This is a genomic window from Mycetocola sp. CAN_C7 (assembly GCF_015752285.1).
GTDB lineage: Bacteria > Actinomycetota > Actinomycetes > Actinomycetales > Microbacteriaceae > Mycetocola_A.
The window spans coordinates 20,817-37,941 of record NZ_JADOUY010000001.1 but is presented as its reverse complement, the minus strand read 5'-3'; the positions used below and the strand labels follow the sequence as shown (position 1 = coordinate 37,941).

Here is a 17,125-nt window from a genome sequence, read left to right as displayed (position 1 = left end):
ACGCGCTCACCCGTCGAGGGCGGCCAGCTCCCACCACTGGGAGCGGTCGCCCTTGCGGGCTTTCACGCCGTAGAGCGTCTCGTCGGCGACCCGCAGCAGGTCGGCCGGCCGCGTGCCGTGGCCGGGGGAGAGCGCGATGCCCATGCTCAGGGCGTTCCGCACCACCACACCGTCGCCCATGTCGACCGGCGCCGAGATCGCCGCGTCCACGCGCTTCATGATGGCGCGGAGATCGTCGGAGGGATGTGACGAACTGATCCCCTCGAGCACCACGATGAACTCGTCGCCACCGACGCGCGCGAGCATGTCACCATCGCGGATGCATCCGCTCACTCGGCGGGCGAACTCGTGCAGAACGGCATCGCCGACCGGGTGACCGTGGGTGTCGTTCACGCTCTTGAAGTCGTCGAGGTCGATCGCGCCGACGGCGACGGATGTTCCGGCCCGGCTCCCTCGCGCGAGGGCCGCGACGAGGTGCTCGTGCAGTGCGTTGCGATTGGGGAGCTCGGTCACCGGGTCGTGGGTGGCCTGGTGCCTGAGCCGATCCTGCAGTTCGATCAGCGGACTGATGTCGCGCTGCACACTGACGAAGTGTGTCGTCGTGCCGGCGGCATCCCGAAGCGGCGTGATGGTCAGGGCGTTCCAGAACGGGGTGCCGTCTTTGCGGTAGTTGAGAATGTCGCCGCGAAAGGTCTCGCCGGAGGTGAAGCTGTCGCGCATCCGCTGGATGGTCGCCTGGTCGGAGCCTGCGCCCTGCAGCAGGGCGCAGCTTCTGCCGAGCATCTCGGCGGCGGAGTAGCCCGTGATAGCCGTGATCGCGTTGTTCGCATAGATGATGCGCTGCTGTGCGTCGGTGATCAGGGAGCCTTCAGAGACCACGTCGAGCGCGAGGGCGAGGAGTTTGTCTGGAAGAGGCGATGGACGACCGGATGCTCCGCTCTGGTCGTCAGCATCGGTCGAGTGCGCATTCATCATCGGTGCTCCCAGGGCCGTGTATGGGCGGCACCCCCATGCTCTCATGCCGACGCGGCAGACGCCGGTCGCCCAACACCCACGCCCCCTTCACTCCGCAACACCCCGCCCTCTAAACTGCCCCGCATGACCGTGACCGACTGGCTGCTCGATTCCGACCCGGCGATCCGCTGGCAGGTGATGCGCGACCTGCTCGACGAACCCGCCGCTGCCGTCGCCGCTGAGCGGGCCCGGGTCGCGACCGAGGGCTGGGGCGCACACCTTCTCGCGCTGCAGCAACCCAGCGGGCACTGGGCCGGGGGCACCTACGACCCGGCCGAGCCCCGCGATCCGGATGCTCCCGGCCAACCCTGGACAGCCACCCACCACACTCTCGTGCTCCTCCGCGAGTTCGGCCTCGATCCGGCCGGCCCTCGAGCTCGCCATGCCATCGATCTCGTTCGCGAGAAGGTCAGCTGGGAGCACGCCGACCAGCGCTACTTTGACGGCGAGGTCGAGCCCTGCGTCAACGGCATGGTGGTGGCGATCGGCGACTACTTCGGCGAGAACGTGCAGGGCATCGTCGACCGGCTCCTCACCGAGCAGCTCGACGACGGCGGCTGGAACTGCGACGCCGAATACGGCTCGACCCGGTCATCGTTCCATTCGACGATCTGTGTGCTCGAAGGGCTGCTCGAACACGAACGCATCCGGGGTGCGACCGCCGAGGTCACCGCGGCGCGGCACCGGGCCGAGGAATATCTCCTCGAACGACGGATGCTCCGCCGCCTGTCGACGGGAGAGATCCCCGACCTCGACTGGGCCCGGTTCTCGTTCCCTCCCCGCTGGTTCTATGACGCATTGCGGGGTCTCGACTATCTGCGTGCGGCGGAGGTCGTGCCCGACCCGCGTCTGGACGAGGTGATCGGTCTGGTGGAGAACAAGCGCGGGGCTGACGGCCGGTGGCTGCTCGAGAACGCGCACCCGGGCGCGGTGCATTTCGAGCTGGAGACAGAGGGGGAGCCCAGCCGGTGGACCACCCTCCGCGCGCTGCGAGTCCTGGACTGGTTCGTGAGCGGCACGCGCTGACTCGCAGTACTCGCCGACCCGCAGCCTGGCATCCCCGCCGATCCGCGTGCCGTTCGAGCATCCCGGAAATCCTGCTGTTACACCGCCGCAATACCGCCCTGTGAGTGTGATCACACACCGCAGTTCGCCGGTGTCGTGGCGCGTCTTCTCGCGCCCGTTCCCTTGTTTGCCCCTGAGAGGAACACCTTGAGTCAGCCATCACGGCACCGATTCCGAAAACTGGTCCTTCTGCCCGGAGCCATGGTTGCGATTGCAGCCACCAGTCTCGGCGGAGTGACCGGTGCCATCGCAGCACCCGACAGCACGGGACTGCAGTACCTTGCTCCCTTCTATACCGAGGCCGACCTCACCGGCGACCAGGCCGTCGACGAGGCCGACATCGCCATCCTGATGGAGGCGCTCGGCGCCACCGAGGCTGACGCGACGTGGTCGACGGTCGCCGCCGCCGACTTCGACGCCGACGGCACGATCGAGCTCACCGATGTCGCGACGCTGTCGCAGCGCGCGCTCTACGACGACGGGCCGTTCTCTGCAGTGGAGGCGAGCACGCTCGACATCCAGAAGGCGATGAACTCCGGCACGCTCACCGCCGTCTCGCTGACCCGGATGTATCTCGACCGGATCGCCGCTTACGACGACCAGGGTGAGACGCTCAACTCGATCATCTCGGTCAACGCCAATGCGCTGACGATCGCCGCCGAACTCGACGCGGAACGCGCCGCCGATGGTCCACGGAGCATGCTCCACGGCATCCCGGTCATCGCGAAAGACAACTACAACACCGTCGACATGCCGACGACAGCAGGGTGCACCTGTCTGAAGAACAACCAGACGGATGCCGACTCGCAGATGGTCGAACAGCTGCGCGCCGACGGTGCGGTCATTCTGGCCAAGGCCAACCTCGACGAGTTCGCGTTCAACCTCACCACCGACAGCTCGCTGGGCGGTGTCACGAACAGCCCGTACGTGCGCAACCAGAACGCCGGCGGTTCGAGTGGCGGAACCGGCGCATCCATCGCCGCGAACCTCGCCGTCATCGGCCTCGGTACCGACACCGGTGGTTCGATCCGGGTTCCGTCGTCGTTCAACCAGCTCGTGGGTGTGCGGCCGACGGTGGGCCTCGCGAGTCGTGACGGGATCATCCCGCTCGCGCTGTCGCAAGACACCGGCGGTTCGATGACCCGCACCGTCTCTGACGCGGCCATCGCTCTCGACTCCGTCGTCGGCTATGACCCGGAGGATCCGATCACCGCGGAGTCGGACGGCAACATTCCGACGTCGTACACCGCGTCGCTCGACGCCTCCAGCCTCGAGGGCGTCAAGATCGGTTGGGTCCCGTCGATCGTCGGCAACAACGCTGCCGTCAAACGGCTGTTTGCCGAAGCGATCGCTGACCTTGAAGCGCAGGGCGCAACCGTCGTCGAGATGGAGATTCCTGGACTCTCAACGGTTCAGGGGTACTCGAGCGGAAGTACCAACGAGTTCAAGCATGACCTCAACGAGTACTTCGCCAAGTTCGTGACCGACCCAGATGTGCCGTACTCCTCCCTCGCAGAGGTGATCGCGGCAGGCGACTACCAGACCTCCCGCGTCGGCACCTACAACGCGCGTGAGGCGATCACCGAGGAGAAGTACCAGGCCTGGATGACCCAGCACAACGCTGAGATCGCCAACGGCGAGGTGGTTCTGACGAGCGCGATGGACAGCTACGGCGTCTCGGCGATGGTCTACCCGACCACGACGGGCCAGTACAGCACCGGCGCGAACAACCGACTGAGCCCCTACAGCGGTATGCCGGCAATCACCGTTCCGATGGGAACGTCGTCGACGGCGATCGACGGCAGCCAGATCGACGGGGCTCCGTCGAACATCGAGTTCCTCGGCCGCTCCTATGCCGAGAGCACGCTTCTTGGGCTGGCGTTCGACTACGAGCAGGCCACGCAGCACCGCGCGTCTCCCGTTCTCTTCCCGGCATTGGCGGGTTAGAACGTGACGATCTTGCGCAACACAACAGAGAACGAGGCATCCGTCCTCGGAACGAAAGGTAAGCAGTCCATGTCTCCAACGGTGAGCAACCGCAAGCGAGCCGGGTTCGCAGTTCCGGCGCTCGCCGTGATGGTGGGCGGGCTCGTGCTCGCTGCGCCGCTGTCGGCGACGGCGGCTCCGAGTGCGGCGACCTTCACGGTCGCGGTGTCGGATGCCACGGTCGAGATCGGTGACACGGTCGACGTCACGGTCTCGACGACCGGCGCCGTCGATGTCTACGCCTACGAGTTGCTGCTCGGGTTCGACCCGGCCGTGCTCGAATACGTCGACGGCAGTGCCGAGACGGAGATCTCGGGAACCAGCAGTGCGTCGGTCACCGGAAGTGGCGTGCAATTCGTCCACACCAAGCTCGGCACCTCGCCGAGTGCGGCGGGCGATCTGACTCTCGCAACACTCTCGTTCGAGGCGATCGGCGCGGGCGATGCGTCCCTCGCCCTCGATGTCGAGCTCGTGGGAGCGGATGCAGTGTCGGTTGTGGCGGCTGACGCTGCGACGGCGGATGTCACGGTGACGGCTCCCGCCGGCCCGGTAACTCCGCCGGGAGGTACGGATCCGTCAACGCCGGGTTCACCGGCGGGCGAGGACTCTGACCCCGTGTCGGGACCGGACCGAGACAGCCTGTCTGACACCGGTGCGGATGTCGCTCCGTGGCCGTTCGTCGCGGGTGCGGCGGCGCTCCTGTTGGGTGCGGCGCTCGTACTCGGAGTGCGTCGTCGTCAGGCGAGCCAGACCGAGTAGAACGCGACACAAGTAAAGAGGAGTGGCGGCTGACCCTCGGGTCGGCCGCCACTTCTGTTCTGCCGGTGGTCGAGGGACCCACACGGTGACCGTCTACTCCTCGCGCGCACTCAATCGCGCGCGAGCTTCAACAACGTCAGCCGGTCGTCGAACGATGAACGCGACGAAACACCCCAGTGCCGCGATGATCAACACGGTGGAGGCGACCCAGAGAGCCCAGAGCTCTGAGGTCCAGGCCAGGAACCCCAGGATGCCGCCGCCGAGCGTCAGCAACGTGCCGATGGCGAGCATGCCTGTCGAGAGCTGGATCGGCGGTACGGGGTCGGTGATCGTCTCGGGCGGTGCCCAGATGACGATCAGCAGGGTGGCGATCGGTCCCAGGAAGAGGGAGAGGAAGAACCACGCGAGGCGTGACCGGTTCTTCTGTTCGGCGAGGCCGGCGTTGACGAGGGCGAGGGCGAGCCATCCCCACGAGTTGGCTGCGTATGCGTCCATCGGTTCAGCCTAGCCATGCTGTTCTTCCGCAATCAGCGCTGTTCGAGTCCGTGCTGCCGAACAGGCTCGCATACTGGGCACCAGACGTGGGCGCGCTCCACCCCGTCCTGCCATTCGTGCGTGACCATGACGAGTCCGTGCTGCGTGCATCGTCTTGCGAGTGTCACCATGATCGTTTCCCCCCAGGGCTGGCCGTCTAGCCAGTGTGCGGGTGGTCGGACGGGTTTTCCAAGCTGAGCCGGCACATGACACGCAGTGTTTACGTCGCCGCAACACGCAACACGCAACACGCAACACGCAACACGCAACACGCAACACTGCACCGGATCAGAGCAGAGTCGCGAGCACACCCAGTCCGTTGAACGTCACGTGAGCGATGATCGGCCCGCCCAGGCGTGCAGTTACAGCGGCAAGTGTTCCCAGGCCGATGCCGACGACGAGAGTGGATATCCCGACCACGGCCATCGGCGCTCCACCCCCGGTCTGAAGCATGTGAACTGCGGCAAAGACGAGCGAGCTGACCCCGATCGCGATGACGGCCGGAATGCGTGACGAGGTCGCTGTCGACCGAGCGGATGCCTTCATGACAGCTCGCAGGAGTAGCCCACGGAAGAACAACTCTTCGATCACCGGGGCAATCACCACCGGGGCAAGAACGGCGAGGAGCACCCACCAGATGTCGTAGACGGTCGGTCCGAATGTGGCGCCGCCGGTCGCCGCGCGCCCGTAGATGAGAATCTCGACAAGTGTTGCGATCGAACGGAGAAAGAACCCGAGAGTGAGCCCGAAAAGGATGTCGAGCCAGGTGGACCTCAGGCCGAAGTCGAGGCGGAGGGAGCATTGTCCGCGTCGGTATGTGGCATAGAGGACGGCGCCGAGCAGCGGAACCCAAACGGCCAGGTAACCGAATAGCTGCGATCCATTGCCCTTTGTTAGCGCCCCCGAATAGATCCCCAGGCTCAGGAATGCGGCCAACGAAAGCGCGCCTGCTAGCCCGAGCACGACCTCGCCAAACATCCAGCGTTGCCGGATGTCTCGTGCTGGCTGAGTGGGACCCATGTGTTCAACCTATCGGGCTGTCGGCTAGCTCGATTCGGTCCCCAAGGCCATTGAGCATCTCGAGCCGGCGAAGACGGTGCACCCGGTGTCCTCGAGTCGGGAACGTGTCATCCGCGCGTCGAGATTAGCCTTGGCCGCGGTAGTGGAGCGGATATGCTTCAGAGATGAAGACTGACCGGACGCGAGCTTTCGCGTTCGTGCCACCGCTCCTGGTAGTTGTAGCGATCCCACTGATCCGGCCCAACCTCTTCGGGGAAATTTACTCCCTTGCGGGGACAATCATCATTCTTGGAGCTGGCTTTCTCGCGTTCGCTGCCGATCGTGGGCGCATCAATATTCCGCGCTCGACTTGGACCGTCGCTATCTTCGTAGCTCTCGCGACTGTTTGGATTCTGATCCGACTTGCTTACACCGGCGGCGATCGAGTGCAAGTTGTCGCTCAAGATCTTCTAACCTCTGCCGCTGTCGTGCTCGCTGTCGGGATCGTTGCGTCGGACCAATGGCGCCTCAGATTCATGGTTCGGGGCTTCATCTATTTGGTTGTTGCACTGTCGGCCTCGTACCTTGTGACTATCCTCGTGTGGCAGTTCGCTGGAATTGGATCATTCGAGCTTGCACGGGTGCCGATTTCAGCGCGTGGAATTGCTGGAATCAGCTTCCCGTTTACGCCAACGTTTGGCACGCAGACAATATTCGGAGTAACCATGCCACGGCTTACCGGGCTCGGCCGGGAACCCGGATGGATGGGCTTGTACTGCGGTGTCGCCTATTTCTTGTGGCCGCTCGTAGGACGAGCGCCCTTGTTCGGGCGGCTCCTATTAGTAGTTGGCCTGCTAGGGACTATCTCGACCGCAAGTTTTGGCGCATTCGTTGTGGTTCTGGTCGTCTCAGTATTCATCCGCGTTAAGTGGAAGAACATTGCTACACAGTACTTGGGGTTGTTGATCGGGATAATCGCAGTGTTGGGTGCCGTCTGGGTTGCTTTCAACGCTCCGGTGTTGGGATTCGCTCAGAAGGGCGAGTTCAACGCGGAGTCCCTTTCGGATCGAAGCATTGCAACCAATGCAGGGATCAACGCGATCTTCGAATCTCCCCTCGGTGGCTCCGTTGAAGGAGGCGCCCAAGCCGGGATTAACATGATCTCGACAATTGCGTCAAACGGGATTCCATATTTCGTTCTCATCGCTTTCGCGATTTGGTGGCCAATGGTCGGCAGGGTGCAGAGCTCAGAAGCGTTGCCAGGGGTGGCGTTGATCTTCATTACACTTTTGTTATCGCAACCCCCCGGTAGTTCAGCTTTCGTTTTCGTGTTGGTGGGGCTCATTTACGCCTGTGCACAGCCGGCAACGGCTTCTATCGATGCGCCAGCTTCTCTCCCGCCCACCACTGGGCGGGCGTCCGTCTTACGCTGAATGGCTGTGGGGTTGCTGACACCGTAGGCAGGATGAGGGATGCGATGCCGAGCGTTGGTTCATGCCCAGAGGTTAGGAGCGGACTTTGATCACGCTGAGGCGGCGAGTGTCGCTCGGAATCTTAGCCGTTCGATGTGCAAGCTGAAGTCGAGGCCTTCGGAATGTGACAAAATCGGAAGGGGCATACGCGCCCCCATTGCGTGACAACGGAAGGCCGCCCCTGTGGAGCTTCACAACTACATTAGAACCCTGCGCAAAAGTTGGATTCTGATAACCCTCTTACTCATCGTTGGGGTTGGTGCGGGGGCGGGTTTTTCGATCGCGCAGACTCCAAAGTTCCAGGCGTCATCGAAAGTGTTTGTTTCGACGTCCTCCGGGCAAACTGCGACTGATCTGGTGCAAGGCAACAGCTTCACAGTTCAAAGGGTGAAAACTTACTCGGACCTTGCAACCACACCGATAGTCCTTCTTCCGGTGATCGCCGAACTCGATCTAAACGTCCCATCTAATGTCCTAGCCCGTCAGGTTTCGGTTACGGCCGCTTTGGACACCACCATCATCGACATCACGGTTGTTGATCCGGACCCGGTGGTCGCCGCAGACATTGCCAATGCGGTTTCTGACAGCTTGACCTCAGCCGTTGCGGAGATAGAAACCCCTGCCGGCGAGGACTCGGAATCTCCGGTGCGGTTAACCCGGGTTCAAGAAGCAGACGTCCCGTCGGCACCGGTCAGCCCTAATGTTTCGGTGAACCTGGTATTGGGTGCCCTCCTAGGCTTGGCTTTAGGTATTGGTGGTGGCGTGTTGCGAGAGGTACTCGACACGCGGGTCCGAAATGAGCGCGACCTCGAACAGATCGTTAGCGCCCCCATCATTGGTGGCATTGCGTTTGACCCTAAAGCCAAGCAGCGACCACTAATCGTGCAGTCAGATCCGCGAAGTCCGCGCGCGGAGTCATTTCGGGCGTTGCGGACCAACCTTTCCTTCCTCGACGTCGGAAGTCACGGTAAGACGTTCGTGGTCACCTCATCTATCCAGGGAGAAGGGAAGAGCACGACGTCGGCCAATTTGGCTATCGCGCTCGCGGATGCCGGTGCGCGGGTGTTGCTGGTGGACGGCGATCTGCGTCGCCCCAAGGTGGCCGAGTACATGGGTATCGAAGGAGCCGTCGGACTTACAGACGTACTAATCGGACGGGCGGAACTGCTAGATGTCGTTCAGCCGTGGGGCCGATCGAAGCTCTTTGTACTGCCTGCGGGACGGATCCCGCCTAACCCAAGTGAGCTCCTAGGTTCCAAAGCGATGGCGGATCTTATTGTGTTGTTTGCTCGAGAGTTCGATGCTGTTATCTTCGACGCTCCGCCGCTCCTTCCAGTAACCGACGCTGCTGTCCTGGCAAAGAGTGTTGGTGGCGCCATAGTCGTCGCGGCCGCCGGCAAGATCCATCGGAACCAACTTCGAAGCGCAGTAACGGTCCTTGAGAACGTCGGAGCAGAGGTATCAGGATTCGTCTTGACGATGTTGCCAACCAAGGGTCCTGATGCATACGGGTATGGCCGGTACGGCTACGCGTACGGTGAGGCGTACGGCGCTACCGAAAGTGAACTCAAACTATCAACGGTAAGCAAATAGCGAAGTTGAATGACCGGATGAGACAGTCCTGCTCGGGCAGCCTTATGGTGTCTGGACACTATTGCTCGCTGCTTTTTGGGCCGTGTGGTCGTTCTTAGTTCTAGTACAGTTGATCCGACGGTCACGGCTGACCATTCGCTTGAACGGTCGGGGGATGATGACCACGAAAAGCTCCACAGAGCACGAATCTGCAAAGAGTTCGCGGTCGCGCGACTGGCGACACAAGTATGCGGCGCGCCTTGCTGTCACAGATGGATTGGTGCTCGTGTGGGTGGTCTTCGGCGTTCAGATCGCATGGCTCGGATTCTCAAGCGAGGCTTTAGGCGTAAGCGGAAGCCGAGGCGAGATTGCGATTAGCTACACAGCTGTTTCGGTGGCGATAATCATAAGCTGGATGGTCGCGCTCAAAATATTCGACACTCGATCTGACAGGGTAGTTGGCGTCGGTGCGACCGAATACAAACTCATCGCGACGGCGAGTACGCGCCTGTTCGGTGCGGTAGCAATCGTGGCATTTCTGTTCAAGGTTGATCTTGCTCGAGGTTATATATTGCTCGCCTTCCCCACGGGGGTCGTTGTGCTCATGGCTTCGCGGTGGATGTGGCGACAATGGCTTGGGGTTCAGCGGGCTCGAGGACTCTACTCGTCCCGCGTTCTTCTCGTGGGCTCGGAGGTGTCGGTGACTCATTTGGCTGCTCAGCTTGCTCGGCAGCCGGACGCTGGTTATCTCGTTGTAGGCGCTTGTGTACCGAGCGGGCTGGTAGCCGACACCTTGCCCGGTACGGCGATACCCATTTCTGGGAATCTGTCTCGCCTGAGCGAGTCGCTCCGAGCGACCGGTGCCGACACCGTCGTCATCACCAGTTCGGACGAGCTTCCACCGGATCGAGTGAGGGAACTTAGCTGGTCGCTTGAGCCAGGCAGGGAGCACCTCGTGGTTGCTCCGAGTCTCACTGGAATCGGGGGGCCTCGGATTCACACGCGTCCCGTCGCCGGTCTACCGCTGATACACGTCGAAACTCCGCGCTATAGCGGACAGAAGGTCGTGGCTAAGCGAGCGCTCGATATAGTCGGCGCCGCGGTCCTTCTGGTTCTGCTCTCCCCGGTGCTCCTGTTGGTCGCCGCATCGGTGAAGTTTTCTTCGGACGGGCCCGTGTTGTTTAGACAACGTCGAGTCGGCATTAGGGGCGAGCAATTCAGCATGCTGAAGTTTCGCTCGATGGTAGTGGACGCGGAGGACCGCTTGACGGCTCTAAGCGAGACGCGCGACGGAAGCGCTGGTAATCAGATCTTATTCAAGATGAGGGAGGACCCACGGATTACCGGGACAGGGAGGTTCCTTCGGCGCCTTAGTCTGGACGAGTTGCCGCAATTGCTCAACGTACTGGCGGGGGACATGTCCCTTGTCGGTCCTCGCCCGCCGCTCGCGAGTGAGGTGGGCAACTATGAGGAGCACGTTCATCGAAGGTTCCTGGTCAAGCCCGGAATCACTGGGTTATGGCAAGTTAGCGGGCGGTCGAACCTATCTTGGGAAGACAGTGTGCGGCTGGACCTCTACTATGTGGAGAACTGGTCGATCGCGGGGGACTTCGTGATCCTCTGGCGAACGGCGCGAGCTGTGTTTGCCAGCGAGGGTGCGTACTAACTCGAATGTCGCTCAGAACTCGACCGATCGGGCCATTGGTCTGAGGTGGGCTTGATCGGGTTACTGGTTGGCTATAAGCCGCGACTGCGGAGACCTTCTCGATAGCTTCGGAACGAGTTGGTTGCTGCCTATCAAACTACGACTCGGCGATCCTCACCACCTCGCGGCACACCTCAAGGTATCTCGACGAGCAGTGTTGCATGCCAAATTCGGCGCGAACGAGTTCTGCCACGGTGACGCGATCTAGCGTCGATCTTGGCCAGTTGTCTACTAGGTCTGCTAGTGCTTGTGCGGGCGAGGCGCCATCCGGGCCGCCAAAGGTTGCACTTGCGAGTCCATGGCCCATGGAGACGGCTATGTCATCGTGGCACACGATAGGAAGTCCGACGGCGGCAGCCTCGAGCACAGAGATGCTGTGCGCCTCGTTTGCGGAAGGGTGAAAGAAGATATCAGTTTCAAGCAGTTGCTCAGAGGGACTGGTCGTCGGTCCCATAAATTTGCCGGGTCGGCTGGATTTGATATGTTCGCTCACCTCGGGGTCATTCGCGCTCTCCGTGGTGAGGGGACCCCACCAGCTCAGTTCCAGGCCCGCCGCGACTACCTCGTCTGAAGCCGCAGTCTCAATCCAGAGGCGCGGTTGTTTTTGCGCGGCAATACGGGCGATCGTCGTCACGGTCCTCGGGCTATCAGGAAATTCGCTTTTGACTGGAAAATCTTCTCGAATGCCGTTGGAGATCCATGTGGGCCGCGGCGCGGAGGGAAAGTGCCCAACATATCGGTTGGCTTGCTCGGTACTCACAGCAATGACTCGCGCGGTTCTCATTTGCAGTGCTCGCTCGGCAAGACGAAGCGGGCGCGATTGAAAATCATCTACCGCGCTGTGCAGTACTGGGATTACCGGTGTGCTTGCCGGCGCAGCGATTCGCGCGTAGACGCTAGGAATAGCGCTGTGCGATAGCACCACGTCAGCACCGCTGTGCTGGAGAGCTCGTCGAAGGGAATATAGGCGGCGCCAAGGAGACAGCTTTCGATCATCTTGGTCGAGATAGATGATCGTTGAGGTAACCTCGGCCTCAAGCCAGTACTTCTCCAGTTCCGATGCGAGCGTCTCGGCTCCCCCGATTCGAGGGCTTAAGAGAACTTGAACGATATGCATTGTGACCTTTCAGAGAAGAACAGTTGTTCAGGCGTCACTTACGGGGTGCCGTGACCCATGCGATTGATGCAAGGCTTACCAGATTAAGAAGCTGCACAACCCCGAAGCCGATTGCGGCACCTGCTGCCCCAAACATTGCACCAAAAAAGACTACAAAAGCGAGCTGGAGCGCCACCGAAGTCATCGTCACGAAGGCCACCGGCTTGTCGTGACCCATGGATTGCAGGAATACCGCCAGAGGTTGGTTGAGGATAGCCGGAATTGTGCCGAGCGCGAGGAACCTCAGCACTTCTGCCGATCCTTCATACTCTGAGCCGATCAAGAGTTCCACGATCTGCGGCGCGAAGATAGCGACAAGAACACATGAAAGGAGCGCGGCGAGTGGCAGCCAGATAGCTCTCTTTATAAGGCCCCACGCCTCATGCCATGTCTTCGCTCGAGCGACAAACGGTGCGGAAGCGGACGCGAAGGCGCTGACCAGCAAGCCCATGGGTTGTGTCCAGCGGTTGACGGCCCCGTACAAACCTGCTGCGACAGAGCCCCCCGACATTGCGAGTATCGGCAAATCTAGCGTCTGAGCGCCGACTGCCACCGAGCCGAGACCATAGTATCCAGCGCCTCGCCAGGGGTTGATGCTGAGCCGGGTTAGGACGCGGGGGCGGTGTTCCTTAGGTGTGAGAATCCACCCCATGACGGCCGCGGCGACTGACCCGGCGCATATGGCCAGCCAAAGCACCGCGTACGGATCAGCGCCGAATAAGTAGAGAAGAGCCATCACCGCGGCAGCGCAGATGCGATCGGCTAGAACTGAGAACGATACGAGCTCAGCGCGAGCCATTGCACGCAGAGGAACCTGCACACTCTGGTTGAGTAGTAGAGCCAAGGCCACGGGACCAGCCATCCAGTAGCTGCCCTCCGGCAGTAACACCACCGCCCCAACCGTAAACATCCCAGATGCGACTGCAGCGATGACGATTTTGGACGCGAAGCGCGAGGAGAAATCGCCGCGATCAATCGTGCCGCGGGCGAGCTCCCGAACCCAGAGCCCGTTCGTTCCAAAGTCGACGAAGCCGACCAGCGACGTGCCAAGGGCAATAGCGGCGACCGCTTGGCCGAAGACCGCCGGGTCAGCGCTGCGTGCGGCCAGTATGAAGAGGAACGCAGTTATTATCTGTGCTATCCCGGTTGAGGCGGCGAGCAAGATGGCCTGAGTTCCTAAACCACGGCGGGGGCCGGGAAGTGCGTCGTCGTTCGTCACTCGCCCTTCTTCCCAGACGCTGAGGTAGGTTGAGTCTGCTTGCAGGTTCGACGTCGAAATCCAGCGAGACCAGGCCATTCGCGCCGCGATCCTGCTTGAGGACGCGACGCAATAAGGAAATCCTGCGCATTCAGAAGCATAAGAAGGCCTTCGCGAACTCTGTCGGGGCTGAGAGAATCTTCGGGCTAGGTCGCGACTTCCCCGCAGCCTCTTGAAAGGCTCCGGTGAGAGAGCTCCTCCGGAGGGGTACCCAACTGGCTCCAGCGCCAATAATCGCTACGTCCCGCCGCAGGCTCCTTGCTCCGGCGGCTACAACGCGAGTCCCGCTGGCTACCGCCTTGCCTAGGAGCCCGCTTGGGCCTTCGTTCGAATGAGCTAGCACTATGCAGTCGAGGGCCGTCACCAGAGCGTCGAGTTCTGGATCAGAGAGTATTCGATCGATCACCATTACTGGATGTCCTCGCGCCTTCATTGCTTCCAGCCAAGGAAGGGACTCCTCGAAGACCGACGAGGAAATTGTCCCGGCAATCAACAATCCCACCGAACCCTTTTCGATCTTTGAGAGACTCTCAGCGACAAGCGGGAGATTTTTTCTCGAAGTGACGGCACCCATCACTCCAAACCAGTATGTATCGGCGTGGTCGCTCAGCATCCCCCTCGCACCTGCGATGTCGACTTGAGTGCATTGCAGAACGACTGGGTCTGCCACGGTCGCTTTCGGATCCAGGCGCGAGGACGTAGCGCTCTGGAGCGTGAGAATGCGGACTCCATTCAGTTTCGACGCGCGGCGAACGAGAGTGCGTTTGATCCAACTCCTGACTCGAACGGTTCCTGGTATTCGTTTTGGCTGCGCACTCTCGCGCATGATCAGAACGGCTAGCTTCCCTCCTCGCCAAAAGCCGCGCTTCGCAAGCTCGATCGCGAAGAGGTCACCGTCGGGGACCACCGTCAACGCCGCATTGAGGCCTCGCGCCAGCGCTTCAATCGAGGTTGGGTCCGTTGGAGTAGTAACTACTCCGATCCGTGCCGAAATACCAGCTAAATGGAGCTCGTATTCGGGGGCGGAAGTCGCGCCCTCCGAGGTAGACAAGACAACCCGCTGACCCTGCTCGAGAGCTTCCGCTGCAATAAGGCGAACGTAACTGAGCCGGTGGCCAGTCGGGTTCGGCTCGACGATTATCACCGGCCGGTCTGCAGCGTTCGAGTTTGGTGATTCACCCATCGATGCCTATTTTCCTCCCGCGCGGTCGTATCGCTCTTTCAATCGATTCCACCCACTTGTTGACAGTGCTGTTTTGATCGGCGTATGACGCTGCGGATCGTCCCATTTCCCCGAGTATCTGGTCATCCTGGCAAAGAAGTGCGATTTGGCTAGCCAAGGCAGCTGTATCTCCCGAGGGATAGATCAGCCCTCGCGGGTGAGCGGTGTCCGTGCCAAGCCGTTCACCAATCTCACCAGCAGCGTCGGAGCTGATGACAGGGATCCCTGCAGCTAACGCTTCATCCACAACCAGTCCATAGGGGTCACCGAGAGTGGGAAACACCAAAAGGTCTGCTTCCGCTAGGAAGCGGTTCAGGCTGTCCGCCTGAACAAATTGCTCCAATCTGACGTCAAGCGGAGAGCTTTCTGACCACACCTTGATTTCGTCGTAGAGGTTGCCAGAGCCGACGAAACTGACGGTAATTGGAGCACCTTCCTGGGTAAGAAGGTCGAGCGCGTTTAGCAGGTGATGAATACCCTTCTCCGCGATCAAGCGACCGAGATAGAGGACATGGATCGGAGTCTGTCTGTGAGGTCGCGCGACTCTGGCTCGTGACAGATAATCGACGTCGACGACATGCGGCAACCGACCGAAGACGGTTTTGCTCCCGGAGTATGGGAGGAGGTACTCTTCCGCGTCCGCCCCCGGGGTGAGAATGACATTGGCTTGACGGAAGATTACACGCTTTGCGAATTCTTTCGCCGGGGTTCGCTTTACCCAAGAGTCCCACGTCTTTTCGGCATAGAAAATTAGCTTCTTACCCGGCAACAGTCGTTGAATCATGCTCGGCCAAAGCGATGGCATGAAATGAAATGTGAGGATGTATGTAGGCCTAGCGCGCACGTAGAGACGAAGCAACTGCTTTAGTCGGGAAACTGGATTGCTGGGCAAGAAGTGGTGCACAAATCGAAGGTCGGAGTCGGGTACCACCCATTCCCTGCCGGGACCACGTCGAGCGAGGAACCAACATTCGAAGCTGATATCGGACGACTCGTTAAGAGCTGCGAGCCGTTTTGCCCAATAGGGGTTTATCGCTGGGAGGAAGAACACGATATCCCGCTTCGGGTGGTTACTGCTCATAGCTGGCTCTGATTCTGTGCTTGAGTTCTGTTGAGGCCGTCATCCTCTGCTGCAAGGTCGCCCTAGCAGCAAGCACGATAGTTTCCACAGGCAGGTCGTCAACCCAAAAGAATGGAACGCCCGGACCCATCATCGATGCGACTCCCTTCGCCTTCTCCTGGTAACCAAGCACCACGACAGGCGTGCCCACGGCAGCGGCCATGATGCAGCTGTGCAGTCTTGCCCCGATAACGAGGTCGAGCTCACCGTACCGAGCCCAAAGGTGCGAGACTTCGCAGTCCTCGTCAACTTGGACTGGAAAGTCACAGAGCTCGGCGATTTCGCGACAGACCGCAACGTCATCTTGGCCATGTTCGGGAATGGCGGAATGCCCGCCCAACTCGACTCGCATCCCGGCGGCGTTGAGTTGATTTGAAAGCGACGCCATGGCCCTCACATACCTATCGAAGTCTGCGCTGCGGACTGAGCCAGACCACGACCAATCGAGTGCGACAATACGTACCAATGGGCCGCTGGTCCCGCCCGCGGGAGTCCTCAACTCGTGATCGATGTCTCCGTCGACATTGCCCAATCCGTAGAAAGCAACATCAGGACAGAGCCTGGGCTTTGACAGCTTCGGAGGGTGGGTGGACGCGGTTAGCGACTCAAATTCTCGGACCACGGGCTGGACTCCGCGAAGCGACGCTCCAATGAGCCACGCATCGGATCGACGAGTCACGGGACCAATGGACGCGGGCATCATCAGGCATTTCGGGGCAACAACTCGGCAGATCCATATGCTCAAACAACTGTGAATTAGCGAGAGGTTGACGCGGCGACGGGACGAGTATAGGTATCCGCCCCCGGCAACGACGGCAGTATTCGCGCTGAGAAGTGGCCGAAGTCGGGGACGTATAGCGGACAAAGCTCTTCGGGCGGTCGAGGAATTAAGGAACGGGCCGAGCAGGAACACGACCGCGCATGTTAATAGTGCACTGGAAGCGAAGCGCACTAGCCTGGCCAATCCAGATGAACCACCTCTGGCTGGAAACGCTACCAGCGGAGCGAACGTTGAGATGCCCCACGCATGGTAGCTGTCGCGGTCCTCTTCGTAACGCGTAGCCAAGCCCACAGAGGTAGCTCCGAGATCGCGCATGAGCTCCGCGGTCGAGAGCATGATCGCCGCGTCCCCAGCATTTCGATAGGAGTAGGCGTTCACGATTAGAGCGCGGTTGGCCGATGGTGTCTGCATGTTGTATACCTCTGTCGAGTCTGATCCGTACCGACACCATCGTCCAGGTCGATATTACTGGGGCGACCTTT

The 17,125-nt window shown here is 60.9% G+C and carries 14 protein-coding genes; 6 read left to right on the top strand and 8 right to left on the bottom strand.

Translation table 11 applies throughout. The features are described from left to right. Nucleotides 1-6: 6 nt before the first annotated feature. Nucleotides 7-975, bottom strand: a complete 969-nt coding sequence (locus IWX78_RS00180) for a diguanylate cyclase domain-containing protein (protein ID WP_196831393.1) — start codon at nucleotides 973-975, stop codon at nucleotides 7-9. Nucleotides 976-1,098: 123 nt separating this feature from the next. Between IWX78_RS00180 and IWX78_RS00175 the strand changes: the two genes are divergently transcribed. From IWX78_RS00175 to IWX78_RS00165, 3 genes are all read left to right on the top strand, one after another. Further along, nucleotides 1,099-2,040, top strand: a complete 942-nt coding sequence (locus IWX78_RS00175; protein ID WP_196831392.1) for a hypothetical protein — start codon at nucleotides 1,099-1,101, stop codon at nucleotides 2,038-2,040. Between the two features lie 240 nt (nucleotides 2,041-2,280). Beyond that, nucleotides 2,281-4,026 carry an amidase family protein gene (locus IWX78_RS00170; RefSeq protein ID WP_196831391.1) on the top strand — a complete coding sequence of 582 codons (1,746 nt, stop codon included), beginning with the start codon at nucleotides 2,281-2,283 and terminating at the stop codon, nucleotides 4,024-4,026. A gap of 12 nt (nucleotides 4,027-4,038) precedes the next feature. Further along, nucleotides 4,039-4,824 (top strand): cohesin domain-containing protein, encoded by a 786-nt coding sequence (locus IWX78_RS00165; RefSeq protein WP_196831390.1) that lies wholly within the window; start codon nucleotides 4,039-4,041, stop codon nucleotides 4,822-4,824. Nucleotides 4,825-4,917: 93 nt separating this feature from the next. On the opposite strand, the gene IWX78_RS00160 is transcribed toward IWX78_RS00165, so the two are convergent. Then, complete coding sequence (locus tag IWX78_RS00160; protein ID WP_196831389.1) at nucleotides 4,918-5,319, bottom strand: hypothetical protein; 402 nt, start codon at nucleotides 5,317-5,319, stop codon at nucleotides 4,918-4,920. Between the two features lie 327 nt (nucleotides 5,320-5,646). After that, nucleotides 5,647-6,378 carry a CPBP family intramembrane glutamic endopeptidase gene (locus tag IWX78_RS00155; RefSeq protein WP_196831388.1) on the bottom strand — a complete coding sequence of 244 codons (732 nt, stop codon included), beginning with the start codon at nucleotides 6,376-6,378 and terminating at the stop codon, nucleotides 5,647-5,649. 164 nt (nucleotides 6,379-6,542) lie between these two features. On the opposite strand from IWX78_RS00155, the gene IWX78_RS00150 reads away from it, so the two are divergent. The 3 genes from IWX78_RS00150 (at nucleotide 6,543) to IWX78_RS00140 (ending at nucleotide 11,067) form a co-directional block, all read left to right on the top strand. Next, nucleotides 6,543-7,790 (top strand): hypothetical protein, encoded by a 1,248-nt coding sequence (locus IWX78_RS00150; RefSeq protein ID WP_196831387.1) that lies wholly within the window; start codon nucleotides 6,543-6,545, stop codon nucleotides 7,788-7,790. A 222-nt stretch (nucleotides 7,791-8,012) separates the two neighbouring features. Next, nucleotides 8,013-9,422, top strand: coding sequence for a polysaccharide biosynthesis tyrosine autokinase (locus IWX78_RS00145; protein WP_196831386.1), 1,410 nt, complete (start codon nucleotides 8,013-8,015; stop codon nucleotides 9,420-9,422). A 154-nt stretch (nucleotides 9,423-9,576) separates the two neighbouring features. Continuing rightward, nucleotides 9,577-11,067 carry a sugar transferase gene (locus IWX78_RS00140; protein ID WP_196831385.1) on the top strand — a complete coding sequence of 497 codons (1,491 nt, stop codon included), beginning with the start codon at nucleotides 9,577-9,579 and terminating at the stop codon, nucleotides 11,065-11,067. 136 nt (nucleotides 11,068-11,203) lie between these two features. Here the strand turns inward: IWX78_RS00140 and IWX78_RS00135 are convergent, their stop codons facing one another. The 5 genes from IWX78_RS00135 to IWX78_RS00115 all read right to left on the bottom strand — a co-directional run bounded on the left by IWX78_RS00135 (nucleotide 11,204) and on the right by IWX78_RS00115 (nucleotide 17,054). Beyond that, on the bottom strand, nucleotides 11,204-12,223 hold the full coding sequence (locus tag IWX78_RS00135; protein WP_196831384.1) for a glycosyltransferase family 4 protein: 1,020 nt from the start codon (nucleotides 12,221-12,223) through the stop codon (nucleotides 11,204-11,206). A gap of 34 nt (nucleotides 12,224-12,257) precedes the next feature. Continuing rightward, the gene (locus tag IWX78_RS00130; RefSeq protein ID WP_196831383.1) at nucleotides 12,258-13,481 is read right to left on the bottom strand and encodes an MATE family efflux transporter; all 1,224 of its coding nucleotides are present in this window, start codon (nucleotides 13,479-13,481) and stop codon (nucleotides 12,258-12,260) included. Between the two features lie 130 nt (nucleotides 13,482-13,611). Beyond that, the gene (locus tag IWX78_RS00125; protein WP_196831382.1) at nucleotides 13,612-14,703 is read right to left on the bottom strand and encodes a hypothetical protein; all 1,092 of its coding nucleotides are present in this window, start codon (nucleotides 14,701-14,703) and stop codon (nucleotides 13,612-13,614) included. Further along, nucleotides 14,696-15,823, bottom strand: coding sequence for a glycosyltransferase family 4 protein (locus IWX78_RS00120; protein WP_196831381.1), 1,128 nt, complete (start codon nucleotides 15,821-15,823; stop codon nucleotides 14,696-14,698). Before IWX78_RS00120 ends, IWX78_RS00125 begins: the two co-directional genes overlap by 8 nt. Beyond that, entirely contained in the window at nucleotides 15,813-17,054 is a 1,242-nt protein-coding gene (locus tag IWX78_RS00115; RefSeq protein ID WP_196831380.1) for a polysaccharide pyruvyl transferase family protein, read from the bottom strand. Before IWX78_RS00115 ends, IWX78_RS00120 begins: the two co-directional genes overlap by 11 nt. Between the last annotated feature and the right edge of the window lie 71 nt (nucleotides 17,055-17,125).

Coding starts and splice junctions, on each gene's coding strand:
- IWX78_RS00120 (WP_196831381.1), bottom strand. CDS start 15,823: ATGAGCAGTAACCACCCGAAGCGGGATATCGTGTTCTTCCTCCCAGCG.
- IWX78_RS00150 (WP_196831387.1), top strand. CDS start 6,543: ATGAAGACTGACCGGACGCGAGCTTTCGCGTTCGTGCCACCGCTCCTG.
- IWX78_RS00125 (WP_196831382.1), bottom strand. CDS start 14,703: ATGGGTGAATCACCAAACTCGAACGCTGCAGACCGGCCGGTGATAATC.
- IWX78_RS00155 (WP_196831388.1), bottom strand. CDS start 6,378: ATGGGTCCCACTCAGCCAGCACGAGACATCCGGCAACGCTGGATGTTT.
- IWX78_RS00180 (WP_196831393.1), bottom strand. CDS start 975: ATGATGAATGCGCACTCGACCGATGCTGACGACCAGAGCGGAGCATCC.
- IWX78_RS00170 (WP_196831391.1), top strand. CDS start 2,281: ATGGTTGCGATTGCAGCCACCAGTCTCGGCGGAGTGACCGGTGCCATC.
- IWX78_RS00115 (WP_196831380.1), bottom strand. CDS start 17,054: ATGCAGACACCATCGGCCAACCGCGCTCTAATCGTGAACGCCTACTCC.
- IWX78_RS00175 (WP_196831392.1), top strand. CDS start 1,099: ATGACCGTGACCGACTGGCTGCTCGATTCCGACCCGGCGATCCGCTGG.
- IWX78_RS00160 (WP_196831389.1), bottom strand. CDS start 5,319: ATGGACGCATACGCAGCCAACTCGTGGGGATGGCTCGCCCTCGCCCTC.
- IWX78_RS00135 (WP_196831384.1), bottom strand. CDS start 12,223: ATGCATATCGTTCAAGTTCTCTTAAGCCCTCGAATCGGGGGAGCCGAG.
- IWX78_RS00140 (WP_196831385.1), top strand. CDS start 9,577: ATGATGACCACGAAAAGCTCCACAGAGCACGAATCTGCAAAGAGTTCG.